The 11363-nt window shown below is 73.2% G+C and carries 10 protein-coding genes; 6 read left to right on the forward strand and 4 right to left on the reverse strand.

Features of this window, described 5'->3' with window-relative positions:
- Positions 1-43: 43 nt before the first annotated feature.
- The 4 genes from V8J39_RS02790 to V8J39_RS02805 all read right to left on the reverse strand — a co-directional run bounded on the left by V8J39_RS02790 (position 44) and on the right by V8J39_RS02805 (position 3665).
- Positions 44-1489 carry a UdgX family uracil-DNA binding protein gene (locus tag V8J39_RS02790; RefSeq protein WP_442902560.1) on the reverse strand — a complete coding sequence of 482 codons (1446 nt, stop codon included), beginning with the start codon at positions 1487-1489 and terminating at the stop codon, positions 44-46.
- Positions 1486-2718: a putative DNA modification/repair radical SAM protein gene (locus tag V8J39_RS02795; RefSeq protein ID WP_336459342.1), complete on the reverse strand. Its 1233-nt coding sequence runs from the start codon at positions 2716-2718 to the stop codon at positions 1486-1488. The genes V8J39_RS02790 and V8J39_RS02795 overlap by 4 nt, the downstream gene beginning before the upstream one ends.
- 127 nt (positions 2719-2845) lie before the next feature.
- Positions 2846-3367: a pyridoxamine 5'-phosphate oxidase family protein gene (locus tag V8J39_RS02800; RefSeq protein ID WP_336459343.1), complete on the reverse strand. Its 522-nt coding sequence runs from the start codon at positions 3365-3367 to the stop codon at positions 2846-2848.
- A gap of 139 nt (positions 3368-3506) precedes the next feature.
- The gene (locus tag V8J39_RS02805) at positions 3507-3665 is read right to left on the reverse strand and encodes a YqaE/Pmp3 family membrane protein (RefSeq protein ID WP_336459344.1); all 159 of its coding nucleotides are present in this window, start codon (positions 3663-3665) and stop codon (positions 3507-3509) included.
- A gap of 99 nt (positions 3666-3764) precedes the next feature.
- Here V8J39_RS02805 and V8J39_RS02810 point away from each other — a divergent pair, with 99 nt between their 5' ends.
- The 6 genes from V8J39_RS02810 (at position 3765) to adh (ending at position 11185) form a co-directional block, all read left to right on the forward strand.
- Complete coding sequence (locus tag V8J39_RS02810) at positions 3765-4739, forward strand: agmatinase (RefSeq protein WP_336459345.1); 975 nt, start codon at positions 3765-3767, stop codon at positions 4737-4739.
- A gap of 72 nt (positions 4740-4811) precedes the next feature.
- The gene (locus tag V8J39_RS02815; RefSeq protein ID WP_336459346.1) at positions 4812-5615 is read left to right on the forward strand and encodes an SDR family NAD(P)-dependent oxidoreductase; all 804 of its coding nucleotides are present in this window, start codon (positions 4812-4814) and stop codon (positions 5613-5615) included.
- A gap of 127 nt (positions 5616-5742) precedes the next feature.
- Complete coding sequence (locus tag V8J39_RS02820; RefSeq protein WP_336459347.1) at positions 5743-6549, forward strand: RlmE family RNA methyltransferase; 807 nt, start codon at positions 5743-5745, stop codon at positions 6547-6549.
- The gene (locus V8J39_RS02825) at positions 6542-7642 is read left to right on the forward strand and encodes a hypothetical protein (RefSeq protein ID WP_336459348.1); all 1101 of its coding nucleotides are present in this window, start codon (positions 6542-6544) and stop codon (positions 7640-7642) included. Before V8J39_RS02820 ends, V8J39_RS02825 begins: the two co-directional genes overlap by 8 nt.
- 510 nt (positions 7643-8152) lie before the next feature.
- The gene (locus tag V8J39_RS02830; protein ID WP_336459349.1) at positions 8153-9112 is read left to right on the forward strand and encodes a GAF domain-containing protein; all 960 of its coding nucleotides are present in this window, start codon (positions 8153-8155) and stop codon (positions 9110-9112) included.
- Positions 9113-9658: 546 nt separating this feature from the next.
- Positions 9659-11185 carry an aldehyde dehydrogenase gene (gene adh / locus V8J39_RS02835; protein WP_336459350.1) on the forward strand — a complete coding sequence of 509 codons (1527 nt, stop codon included), beginning with the start codon at positions 9659-9661 and terminating at the stop codon, positions 11183-11185.
- Positions 11186-11363: the final 178 nt, after the last annotated feature.

An 11363-nucleotide genomic window follows, 5' to 3' on the forward strand; every position in this document is an offset into this window, starting at 1 on the left:
TCAGCGGTAAGTTGTCGGAAAGTCTTAATTCCGACGGTCGGTATCAATTGTCCGAAACAAATCCCAGAGATTTATTAAGATCGTTTCGGAAGTCGCGGATCTGTTGCGCCGCGGTCTCCGGGTCGGGCTGGCGCAGCAGCGCCGAGGGGTGCAGCGTGATCAGCACCGGGGTGCCGTCGGGCAGGTGCTCGACCCCGCCGCGCCGGCGCAGGATCCCGGCGCCCGAGCCGGTCAGCGCCTCGGCGGCGGTGGCGCCCATGGCCAGGATCGCGCGCGGCCGCACCAGCGCGGTCTCGAGCCCGAGCCACCAGCGGCAGGACTGGATCTCGCCGCTCGTGGGGCGCTGGTGGATCCGGCGCTTGCCGCGCGGGGTGAACTTGAAATGCTTGACCGCATTGGTGATCCAGGCCTGCCGGCGGTCGAGCCCGGCCTCGGCCGCGACGCGGTCGAACAGCTGGCCGGCGGGGCCGACGAAGGGGCGCCCGGCCAGATCCTCGTGATCGCCGGGCTGTTCGCCCACGATCATCAGCCGCGCGTCGGCCGGGCCTTCGCCGGGCACGGCCTGGGTGGCGTGGCAGTACAGCGGGCAGCGGGTGCAGGCGGCGATCTGGCGGGCAAGGTCGGGCAGGGTGTCGGGGCGGCCCTCGGGCGGGGCGGCGCGCTCGGGCAGGCGGCTGTTGCGCTGGCGCGCGGCGGTCTGCGGCGCGGGGGCGCTGCCAAGGTCGGCCGCCATCCGGGCCGCCCGGGCCGGGGCCTCGCGCACCAGCTGCGCGATCAATTGCGCCTCGGGCAGGTTGGCCCAGTATTTCTTCGGCATTTCCGACTGCATGGCACGTGTCATCAGCCTCGCCGGGTTGAAGATGCTTGCATAGTACGTCTGCCAGAGGCTTTCGGTTCCGTCCTCGGGCGGGCGCGGCTGGTCGGGCGGGGTTTCGTGCAGCGTCAGCACGCCATCCACGAAGCGCGCGGTGAGGCCGGGCGTGGCGATCGCCCAGTCCATGTCGCCGAAGCGCCGGGCGAAAAACGGCACCCCGGGTTCGAGACAGGGGTGGGTCGGTTCGAACCAGGCGGCGAAGCGGCGGCGCGGGCCCTGGGCCGGCAGTTCGCGGAAGCGCACGAAGGCGTGCATCTTGTGGATGTCGCGGCGCACGGCCTTGGCCTCGGCCATGACGCGGTGTTGGGCGGGGTCCGACCGGTCGCCCCAGCGCGCCTGCCCGCGCGACAGCGCCAGAACCAGCGCATGGGCGCGGGCGAAGCGCCCGGGGTCGGAGTGGTGCAGCGCGCAGTCGATCTCGGCCAGGGCCGGGCGGGGGATCTTCAGCGCCGGTTCCGGCGCGGTGCGGGCGTCGTCGGCGGCGAAAAGATCGGGCTCGGCAGGGCCCAGCGACCAGCGCACCGCCTCGGGCGCGATGCCCAGCGCCGCAAGGCGGCGCACCTCGGCGCGCCAGGCGGCTGTGGTGCCGATGCGGGGCAGGGCGACCTGCATCAGATCAGCTGCAGCTGCTCGGGCGGCGGCGCGAAGCGGGCGCGCAGGTTCTCGCCCTCGAGCAGACCGCGCGGGCTCCAGCCGGTCATGGCGATGAAGGCGCGGGCGTGCTTCATCACCGCGCCCATCGCCACGAGGTCCTCGTAGCGCAGCGCGCGGTGGCGGCGGGCGGCGAGGATGCGCTGCACGGTCTTGGTGCCGAAGCCCGGCACCCGCAGCAGCATCTCGCGGCTCGCGCGGTTCGGATCGACCGGGAACTGGCCGCGGTTCGCCAGCGCCCAGGCCATCTTGGGATCGATGTCGAGATCGAGCATCCCCGAGGGCCCCGCCGTGATCTCGGAGGGCGCGAAGTCGTAGAAGCGCATCAGCCAGTCGGCCTGGTACAGGCGATGTTCGCGCATCAGCGGCGGGCGGCGGGCGGGCAGGACGCTCGAGGCTTCGGGGATCGGCGAGAAGGCCGAGTAATAGACCCGGCCCAGGTTGTATCCCGCGTAGAGCCCGGCGGCGTTGCCAAGGATCGTGGCATCGCTCGCGGCGTCGGCGCCGACGATCATCTGCGTCGACTGCCCGGCGGGGGCGAAGCGGGCGGCGCGCTTGCCGGTATGGCTGCGCTCGCGCGAGGCGTCGCGGCGCATCCGCACCTCGGCCATCGCCTTGCGGATCGTGCGCGCGGATTTCTCCGGCGCCAGATCGGTGAGCGCGCGTTCGGTCGGCAGCTCGACGTTGATCGACAGGCGGTCGGCGAAGCGCCCGGCCTCGTCGATCAGTTCCGGCGCCGCGTCGGGGATCGTCTTCAGGTGGATGTAGCCGCGGAAGTTCTCGCGCTCGCGCAGGGTGCGCGCGATGCGCACCATGTCGGCCATCGTGTCGTCGGGCGAGCGGATGATGCCGGACGACAGGAACAGCCCCTCGATGTAGTTGCGCCGGTAGAACTCGATCGTCAGGGTCACGACCTCTTCGACGCTGAAGCGCGCGCGCTCCACCCGGCTCGAGGCGCGGTTGATGCAATAGGCGCAGTCGTAGATGCAGAAGTTCGTCATCAGGATCTTCAGCAGGCTGATGCAGCGCCCGTCGGGGGCATAGGCGTGGCAGATCCCCGACTCGCCCGACGACCCCAGCCCCTTGCCATCCGCCGACGACCGCCGCTCGCCCCCCGACGAGGCGCAGGAGGCGTCGTATTTCGCCGCGTCCGAGAGGATGGCGAGCTTGTCTTGCAGGCTGCGGGTGGCCATGGGAACCCCGGTGTTTCGGCTGTGTTCTGCGGATGTTCACAATATGTACATCCGCGCCGCCTTGGCAATCCCGTTCGGGCGGGGCCGCGATCACGCCCCCGTCACCGGTGCCGAAAGCCGCCCGGCCTCAGCCGTTGAAGGGGATCGCCACCTGCACGCCAAGGTCCGGCGCATGGTCGGGATCGAGGGTCGCGCGCAGCCTCTCGATCCCGGTGCGCAGGGTCGAGGTCGAGGCCGCCCAGGCCATCGCCTCGCTCAGCGTCATGCGCAGCGCCAGCAGGTCGGGGTCGTCGCGCCCGCCGGGGAACCAGTCCGCCGGCCGCCCCCGCGCATCGGCGCCCGACCACAGCCGGTCGAGATGGCCGGGATCGGTGCTTTGCACGATCGCGCCGGCGAAGGAGGCCTGCAGGCAGTGGTCGTCGGAGGTGACGGTGAAATGCGCCCGCGCGCCCTGGCCTATGGCGCGCACGATCTCGGTCTCGCGCGAGGTCAGGAACCACAGCTCGCCGCGGTCGGGATCGGTGTCCTGCGTCATCGGCTGAGGATGCAGGGCGCTGCCGTCGATCGACAGCATGCCCACGGGCGTGCGCGACAGCAGCGCCAGCACGGTGCGGCGCGGATCTTCGGAAAGGTCGCTGCGATGGCTCATCTGTGCTCCTTCGGACGGGCCGGGTTGGGACGGGCCGGGGTTGGACAGGGCGGGGCTGCGGCCCCGGGGAGGCGTGGATGCCGGGTCGGCACAGAACCGGCACCGGCGCTGGCGGCGGCCGCGGGGCGCCGTGGCGCGCTCAGCGGCGGGCGATGACCCAGACGGCATGGACGATGCCGGGGATGTAGCCCAGCAGCGTCAGCAGGATGTTGAGCCAGAACGCGCCGCGCAGGCCCACTTGCAGGAAGACGCCCAGCGGCGGCAGCAGGATGGCGAAGATGATGCGGATCAGGTCCATGATGCGTCCTTGCGGTTGCCCGCACCCCCTTGCGGGCCGGGCTTTGGCCTGCAACGCTCCGCACCGGAAAAGCGTTCCGCGCCGCGAGGATACCAGAGCATGACCACCGATCCGTTCTTCCACCCCGTCTCGGGCATGGAGATGCCGCGCTTCGCCGGCCTGCCGACCTTCATGCGCCTGCCCTACCTGCCGGTGGGGGCGCCGCGGCGCGACGAGGTCGCGATCGGGCTTCTGGGCCTGCCCTTCGACGGTGCGGTGTCGAACCGCCCCGGCGCCCGGCACGGGCCGCGGGCGCTGCGCGACGCCTCGACGATGATCCGGGCGCAGAACGGCGCGACCCGGCTGCGCCCGTTCGAGATCGCGGCCTGCGCCGATCTCGGCGACATCGGGCCGAACCCGGTCGACGTGATGGACACGCTCGCCCGGTTCGAGGCGGCCTATGCAGGCCTCGCGGCCGAGGGGATCCGGCCGCTGACCGGCGGCGGCGACCACCTGTGCACGCTGCCGGTGCTGCGGGGGCTTGCCAAGGGGCGCGCGCCGCTGGGCCTGCTGCATTTCGACAGCCACACCGACCTCTACCCGGTCTATTTCGGCGGCAAGGTCCTGACCCACGGCAACCCGTTCCGCGTCGCGGTCGAAGAGGGGCTGCTGGACCCGGCGCGGATGATCCAGATCGGCATCCGCGGCACCACCTACGACGATGCCGACGTCGATTTCGCGCGCGCCCACGGCATCCGCATCGTGCGCGCCGAAGAGCTGTTTGCGCGCGGCCTCGCCGACGTGATGGCCGAGGCGCGCGAGATCCTCGGGCAGGGCGCGACCTATCTCAGCTATGACATCGACTTCGTCGACCCCTCGGTCGCGCCGGGCACCGGCACGCCGGAATGGGGCGGGCCGATCGCGCGCGAGGCGATCGAGGTGCTGCGGCTGGCGCGCGGGGTCAACGTGGTCGCGGGCGACCTCGTCGAGGTCTCGCCGCCCTTCGACGCCTCGGGCAACACCGCCTGGCTGGGCGCGAGCCTGATGTTCGAGATCCTGTGCCTGATGGTCGAGGCCCGGCGCGACTTCGGCTGACGCGACGTTCGCGCCGCGGGCCCGGGCCCGGCTGCTAGCCTTGGGGTGGCGGCGGCACAGGGAGGGCGGCGGATGCGGATCGAGGGCGCGCGGGTGGTGGTGACGGGCGGGGCCTCGGGCCTCGGCCGGGCGGTGGCCGAGCACTTCGGCGCGCGCGGCGCGCGGGTGGTGGTCTTCGACCGCGATCCGGCGGTGGCGGGCCGCGCCGCGGCGGCCGGAGCCGAACCGGGTGGCGAGCCGGGAGCCGGGCCGGACCCGGCCCCGGACGCGAGTCCACAGGCGCATGGCGTCGTCGTCGATGTCACCGACGCCGCCTCGGTCGCGGCGGGGATCGCCGCGGCGGTGGCGCGGCTGGGCGGGATCGACGCGGTGGTCAACTGCGCCGGGATCGTCGCCGCCGGGCGCGTGCTGGGGCGCGACGGGCCGCACCCGCTCGACGGCTTCCGCCGCGTGCTCGACGTCAATCTTGCGGGGTCGTTCAACGTCCTGCGCCTCGCGGCCGAGGTGATGGCGGCCAACCCGGGCCCCGAGCGCGGGGTGGTGATCAACACCGCCTCGATCGCGGGCTTCGAGGGGCAGGCGGGGCAGGCGGCCTATGCCGCCTCGAAGGCGGGGATCGCCGGGATGACCCTGCCCCTGGCGCGCGACCTCGCCCGGCACGGGATCCGGGTCTGCGCCATCGCGCCCGGGATCTTCGCCACGCCGATGATGGCGGGCATGGGCTGCGAGGTGCAGCAGGCCCTCGCGGCCGCGGTCCCGTTCCCGCGCCGCCTCGGCGATCCCGCGGAATTCGCGGCCCTCGCCGCCTTCATCCTGGACTGCGGCTACCTGAACGGCGAGGTCATCCGCCTCGACGGCGCGCTCAGGATGGCCTGAGCCCGACCCTCGACTTTGCCCAAATATCCCGGGGGTGAGGGCCGCAGGCCCGAGGGGGCAGCGCCCCCTTCCTTGCCTTGTCGGGCGCGCTTCGCTATCCGGGACGGCAACGAAGGGGATCTCAGTCATGGTCAAGTCGCCGAAATCGGGGGGAGGCAACACCTCGGGACGCGGGCAGCGCGAGCTGCGCGTGCGGGTCAAGACCGCCAAGGGGCGCAAGCTCAGCTCGACCCTCTGGCTCGAGCGGCAGCTCAACGACCCCTATGTCGTGCGCGCGCGCAAGGAAGGCTATCGCGGCCGCGCGGCCTTCAAGATCCTCGAACTCGACGACCGCTACCGCTTCCTCGTGCCGGGGGCGCGGGTGGTGGACCTCGGCTGCGCGCCGGGGGGGTGGTGCCAGGTCGCCGTGCAGCGCGTCAACGCGCTTGGCGAGAAGAAGGGCAAGCGCGTCGGCACCGTGCTCGGGGTCGACCTGCAGGAGGTCGAGCCGATCGCCGGCGCCGACATCCACCAGCTGGACTTCCTGGCCGAGGGCGCGGATGCGCAGGTCAAGGCCTGGCTCGGCGGCCCGGCCGAGGTGGTGATGTCGGACATGGCCGCCGCCGCCTCGGGGCACAAGGGCACCGACCACCTGCGCATCATCGCGCTGTGCGAGGCGGCGGCGCATTTCGCCTTCGACGTGCTGGAAGAGGGCGGCACCTTCGTCGCCAAGGTGCTGGCGGGCGGCGCCGAGGATGCGCTGCAGGCGGTGCTGAAGAAGAACTTCCGCTCGGTCGCCAACGTGAAGCCGCCGGCAAGCCGCGCCGACAGCTCGGAAAAGTTCGTCGTCGCCATGGGCTTCCGCGGCCGGCGCGACGAGCTTGACCCCGGCGAGGAGCTCGACGATCCCCGCTTCGACGTCCAGGACGATCCCTGGTCGGCCGAGAATGAGTGACCGGCTGCGCCTCGCGGTGCGGGGCGCGGCGGTCGAGATCGACCTGTCGCGGGGCGGGCTGACCGACCTTGTCTTCACCGTGGGCGGGCGCGACATCCGGCCCCTGCACCGCGCGCACTGGGTCGGCGGGCCGGTGCCCGCGGGCCTCGCGCCGGTCGAGGCGGCGCTGCAGGGCGATTTTCTGTCGGCCCCGTTCGGGCGCGACGACCTGTGCCCGGGCGGGCCGATCCACGGGCCGGCGGCGAATGCGCGCTGGGACGTGGTCTCGTGCACCCGCGCGGCCAGCGCCGCCGAGGCGGTGCTGGCGCTGAGCCAGCCGGTCCGGGGCGCGCGGATCGTCAAGCGGCTGCGGCTCGCGGACGGGGCGCCGGTGCTGGTCACGACGCACGAGATCACCGGCGGCAGCGGCACGCTGACGCTGGCGCATCACCCGATGCTGCGCTTCGCGGCGCCGGGGCGGCTGAGCTTTTCGCCCAAGCGCGCGGTGCTGACGGGGCAGGGCGTCGCGCCCGGGCGCCACCGGCTGGCGGTGGCGGCGCGGGGGGAGGACCCGGCCGCCGTTCCGGGGGGCGTCCCGGGTGCCGTCGCGAGGGACGGTGGCGATGTCGGGGCGACGCAGGACCTGACGCGCTGGCCCTGGCCGCCGGGGCACGAGGATTTCTGCACCCTTGTCGAGGCGGCGGGCGCGACGCTTGGCTGGACCGCGGCCCTGCGCCCGGCCGAGGACGACCTCGTCTTCGTGCTGAAGGACCCCTCGACGCTGCCGGTGACCATGCTGTGGCTGTCGAACGGCGGTCGCGACCACGCGCCCTGGGACGGCCGCCACCTGGGCGTCGTCGGCATCGAGGACGGCTGCACCGCCGGCGACGAGGGCAATGCCGCCGCGGCCCGCGGCGGCTCGCGCGTCGCGCGCGAGGGGGTGCCGAGCGCGCTGCCGCTGGCACCGGGGCGGGTGCACCGGACCTGGCACGCGATCGGCGCGGTGCCGCGCCCCGCCGGCTGGGACAGCGTCGCCTCGATCGCACGCCGGGGCGCACGGCTGCGGATCGAGGGCCAGGGGCCGCCGCTGGTTCTGAACCTGCCCGACGGCTGAGCGCTGCCCGCGCACCCTGTCCCCTGCGCGGAGCCTCCACACCCGGCCCCGCACCTCGGGCGCCGTCCTTCTCCTCACCCCCTGCGCCAAGCCTCCTGCGCCAAGCCTTGAGCGCCGTGCCCCCTGCGCCGTGCCCTGTGCCTTGAGCGCCGTGCCCTGATGCTGCTCCCCGTGGGTTTTTGCCGATGTGCCGTGCCCCCCGCGTCTTGGCGGGCGCTCCGTGCACCGGGTCCGGTCCGGCGTGCCTCCTATGCCGGGACCCGCGCGTGGCGCTCCCTGTCCTGCGCCCCGTGGCCCTGCGCCATGCCTCCTGCGCGGTGCGCCTCGTCGGGTGAGCCTTATCCCGCGCCCCGCCAGCCACCGTCCAGCCGCCGCGGGTGGCCCGGGGCCGGGGCCCCCGGTCCCGCCGTGTCCCGGCCCTGCGACCTTGGTCGTAGCGCCGGGGGGCTGGCCGGGATGCCCCCCTGCCGCCTATCCTGCGCCCGAGGTGAAGAGGGGAGCTTCACGCCGATGACCCGGGCCCTGAGACATGATCACGCCGAGATGGTGCGCGCGGTGGCGCTGTCCGCCGCCGCCGGGCGCTCGGCCTTCGCCGCAAGCTGGCGCCGCTCGCTGCTGCACCACAACGTCGATCCCGCGACCGGCACCGCGCCCGACCGGCTCGAGGCGGCCGAGCTTGCGCGCCGGACCGAGGCGGCGGGCCGGCTGGTGGCGGTGGCGCGCCCGATCCTCGACCGGCTGGCGCGGGCGGCGGCGGATGCGGGCTGCTCGGTGCTGCTGTCGGACCCCGGCGGGCTGGTGCTCGACGACCGGGTGCGCGCGGGCGATGCGGCGGAATTCCACGGCTGGGGCCTCGCGCCCGGCGCGGTCTGGTCCGAGGCGGCCGAGGGCACCAACGGCATCGGCACCTGCCTGGCCGAAAAGCGCCCGGTGATCGTCTGGCGCGGCCAGCATTTCCGCGCCCGCAACACCCGGCTCGCCTGCATGGGCGCCCCGGTCTTCGGCCCCGAGGGCGAGGTCGCGGGCGTCATCGACGTGAGTTCGGTGCGCGAGGACCTGACCGAGGGCTATGCCCGGCTGATCGCGCTGACCGCGCAGGATGCCGCCCAGCGCATCGAGGCCGAGCTGTTCCGCGCGGCCTGGGCCGGCAGCCGGATCCTCGCACCCGAGACCGACGAGGGCGACGGCACGGGGCCGGTGCTGCTGGCGCTCGACCGCGACGACCTGGTGATCGGTGCAAGCCGCGCGGCGCGGCGCAGCTTCGCCCTGACGCCCGAGCGGCTGGGCCGGGTGCCGGCGGGCGATCTTCTGGGGCTCGGGGCGCCGGGGGGCCTCGACGGGGCCGAGCGGGCCGAGCTGGCGCGGGCGCTGGCCCGCGCGGGGGGCAATGTCTCGGCCGCGGCCCGGGCGCTGGGGATCGGCCGCGCCACGCTCTATCGCAAGATGAAGGCGCTCGGCATCGAGGGCTGAGGCGGCGGCGAGCGAGTCGCCGGGGAGATCCGGGGGCGATCCCGCGGCCATCTCCGGGGCTGGCCCCCCGGGGCTTCGGGCCGCCCGGCGTTGCCACAGGGACCGCGGCCGGATCCGGCCGCCGCCCGATCGGCGTGCCCCCTCGGCGCTGCCGTCCTGCGCGCGCCTGCTGCGCGCTTCTGCTTCCCCACGGCTCTGGCGCCCACCGTGGGTGCGGTTGCCCATGCGGGGCATGGGCGACGGGCGCCGCGCCCCTCTGGGCCGGCGGTGCCGGACCGGCCCACCGTTCCCCGCGCTGTCACCAGCCCGCCACTGGCCCGTCACTACCCGCCGCCAACGCGCGCCGCCTCCGGCGCCGGGGCCGCCTCGCGGGCGCCGCCCCCCGCGCCGCGCCGCGGCATCGCGGTTTCCGCGCGCGCACCTGTCTCGTGCCTGAGACAGTCGGGCCGCGCGCACCCCGCGCCCCGTCTGGGCAGGCCGGACCGCGCCGGGCAGTCTTCGGTCATGGCCCCGGGAGGACGGGGCGACACGAGGGAGGAGATCCAGATGGCCAACGACATGGCGAGCGAATTCCGCGGCGTGATGACGGTCCCGTTCCGTCCGCGCTATGACAACTTCATCGGCGGCGAGTTCCGCGCCCCGAACGCGGGCCGCTACTTCACCAACACCACGCCGATCACCGGCCTCGCCTGCGGCGAGATCGCCCGCTCGGACGCGACCGACATCGAGGCTGCGCTCGACGCCGCCCATGCCGCGAAGGACAAGTGGGGCACGACCTCGGTCACCGAGCGGTCGAACCTGCTGCTGAAGATCGCCGACCGGATGCAGGACAACCTCGAACTGCTGGCCACCGCCGAGACCTGGGACAACGGCAAGCCGATCCGCGAGACCCGCGCCGCCGACATCCCGCTGGCGATCGACCATTTCCGCTACTTCGCCGGCATCGTGCGGGCGCAGGAAGGCACGATCTCGGAAATCGACCACGACACCGTCGCCTACCACTTCCACGAACCGCTGGGCGTCGTCGGCCAGATCATCCCGTGGAACTTCCCGATCCTGATGGCGGCCTGGAAGCTTGCCCCGGCGCTCGCCGCCGGCAACTGCGTGGTGCTGAAACCGGCCGAGCAGACCCCGGCCTCGATCATGGTGCTCGTGGACCTGATCGCCGACCTGCTGCCGCCGGGCGTGCTGAACGTGGTCAACGGCTTCGGGCTCGAGGCCGGCAAGCCGCTCGCCTCCAGCCCCCGCATCTCGAAGATCGCCTTCACCGGCGAGACCTCGACCGGCCGGCTGATCATGCAATACGCCTCGCAGAACCTGATCCCGGTGACGCTCGAGCTGGGCGGCAAGTCGCCCAACATCTTCTTCAAGGATGTCTGCAACGAGGATGACGACTTCTTCGACAAGGCGATCGAGGGCTTCGTGATGTTCGCGCTGAACCAGGGCGAGGTCTGCACCTGCCCGTCGCGCGCGCTGATCCACGAATCGATCTACGACCGCTTCATGGAGCGCGCGATCAAGCGCGTCGAGGCGATCACGCAGGGCGATCCGCGCGACGCGGCCACCATGATCGGCGCCCAGGCCTCGGCCGAGCAGAAGGAGAAGATCCTGGGCTACCTCGACATCGGCCGCCAGGAAGGCGCCGAGGTGCTGACCGGGGGCTCGGCCTCGCTGCTCGGGGGCGAGCTTGACGGCGGCTACTACGTGAAGCCCACGGTGCTGCGCGGCCACAACAAGATGCGGGTGTTCCAGGAAGAGATTTTCGGCCCCGTCGTCTCGGTCACCACCTTCAAGGACCACGAGGACGCGCTCTCGATCGCGAACGACACGCTCTTCGGCCTTGGCGCCGGGGTCTGGAGCCGCGACGCCAACACCTGCTACCGCTTCGGGCGCGCGATCAAGGCCGGCCGGGTCTGGACCAACTGCTATCACGCCTACCCGGCCCACGCGGCCTTCGGCGGCTACAAGCAGTCGGGCATCGGGCGCGAGACGCACCGGATGATGCTCGACCACTACCAGCAGACCAAGAACATGCTGGTCAGCTACGCGACTTCGAAGCTCGGCTTCTTCTGACCTGACCCGTCCCATATCCTCCCCGGAGGACGGGACAGAGGGGGCGCGTACCGGACCCGACCGGTGCGCGCCCCCGACTGCGTCCGCGCCAGCCGCGCCGCCGCCCCCACCCGAGACCGCGCCGCCCCCCTTTCGACTTTGCCCAAATATCCCGGGGGTGGGGGGGGAGAGCCCCCCC

Origin of the sequence: Frigidibacter sp. MR17.24 (assembly GCF_037095655.1) — a bacterium.
Taxonomy (GTDB): domain Bacteria; phylum Pseudomonadota; class Alphaproteobacteria; order Rhodobacterales; family Rhodobacteraceae; genus Frigidibacter.

Coding starts and splice junctions, on each gene's coding strand:
- adh (WP_336459350.1), top strand. CDS start 9,659: ATGGCCAACGACATGGCGAGCGAATTCCGCGGCGTGATGACGGTCCCG.
- V8J39_RS02805 (WP_336459344.1), bottom strand. CDS start 3,665: ATGGACCTGATCCGCATCATCTTCGCCATCCTGCTGCCGCCGCTGGGC.
- V8J39_RS02820 (WP_336459347.1), top strand. CDS start 5,743: ATGGTCAAGTCGCCGAAATCGGGGGGAGGCAACACCTCGGGACGCGGG.
- V8J39_RS02795 (WP_336459342.1), bottom strand. CDS start 2,718: ATGGCCACCCGCAGCCTGCAAGACAAGCTCGCCATCCTCTCGGACGCG.
- V8J39_RS02815 (WP_336459346.1), top strand. CDS start 4,812: ATGCGGATCGAGGGCGCGCGGGTGGTGGTGACGGGCGGGGCCTCGGGC.
- V8J39_RS02825 (WP_336459348.1), top strand. CDS start 6,542: ATGAGTGACCGGCTGCGCCTCGCGGTGCGGGGCGCGGCGGTCGAGATC.
- V8J39_RS02800 (WP_336459343.1), bottom strand. CDS start 3,367: ATGAGCCATCGCAGCGACCTTTCCGAAGATCCGCGCCGCACCGTGCTG.
- V8J39_RS02830 (WP_336459349.1), top strand. CDS start 8,153: ATGACCCGGGCCCTGAGACATGATCACGCCGAGATGGTGCGCGCGGTG.
- V8J39_RS02810 (WP_336459345.1), top strand. CDS start 3,765: ATGACCACCGATCCGTTCTTCCACCCCGTCTCGGGCATGGAGATGCCG.